Source organism: Cellulosimicrobium funkei (genome assembly GCF_001019615.1).
Classification (GTDB): Bacteria; Actinomycetota; Actinomycetes; order Actinomycetales; family Cellulomonadaceae; genus Cellulosimicrobium; species Cellulosimicrobium cellulans_E.
In genome coordinates this window covers 1-769 of record NZ_JNBQ01000081.1, presented here as the reverse complement: position 1 = coordinate 769, position 769 = coordinate 1, and the positions used below count along the sequence as shown (strand labels likewise).

The following is a 769-nucleotide window of genomic DNA, read 5'->3' as shown; positions in this document are numbered from 1 at the left end:
TGCACGTGCGCAAGCGCGACGGGCTGCGCGCCATCTTCCGCCAGGCCTACGCCTACGGCGCGGGCGACCGGCTCCTGCGCCACCGGTACGCCGACGTCGTCGCCGCGTACCAGCGCCGCGAGGACCAGCCGTCCGGGGCGGCGGCGCCGGTGCCGGAGCAGCGGCCCGCCGCCGGTGCGGAGGCCACGGCCGGGCGCGCCGCGCGGGCGATCGGCTCGGCGCGGCGCGTGCTCGGCAAGGTCGTGCGGGTCCGGAGCCGGAGGGACCTCGCCGACCGGGTGCAGCGCGTCGGGCACGACCTGGGCTTCCGGTTCGCGCGGACCGACCCGACCGTCGCGCGCGTCCCCGTGCCCCCGGTCCTGCCCGACCCGTCGTAGCCCGGGCCGAGGTGCGCTCGGGCCGGTACGGCGGGCTTCGCTCAGGACGGTTCGGTGGCGCCGCTCAGACCGGTGGTGGGAGTACGGCGGGGACCGGGACCCGCGGTGCGGCGGGGTCGACACGGCCCCACCGGTAGCCGGCCTGCTCGCCCACGCGCCAGACCGTCTCGGCGAGACCGGCCCGGCCGCGCGACAGCTTGTTGCGGACCGTGCGCGCCACGCCACGGACGACCGAGAGAGCACCGGCACGGGCGACCTGCGGTCCCGGGTCCGCGGGGCCCGGCCCCGGTGTCGCGGCACCGGTGGTGAAGGCGGCGGCGACGTCGGCGTAGCGGTGCTGCAGGAGCCGGTCGCCCGCGCCGTAGGCGTAGGCCTGGCGGAAGATGGCGCGC

2 protein-coding genes are annotated in these 769 nt (G+C 79.2%); one reads left to right on the top strand and one right to left on the bottom strand.

All coding sequences use genetic code 11. The annotated features are described in order from the left end of the window. A partial coding sequence (locus tag FB00_RS22540) for a hypothetical protein (RefSeq protein WP_197088875.1) occupies window positions 1-377 on the top strand: 377 nt, incomplete at its 5' end. Window positions 378-441: 64 nt separating this feature from the next. On the opposite strand, the gene FB00_RS22535 is transcribed toward FB00_RS22540, so the two are convergent. Beyond that, on the bottom strand, window positions 442-769 hold a 328-nt coding region (locus FB00_RS22535), incomplete at its 5' end, for a hypothetical protein (RefSeq protein ID WP_047234816.1).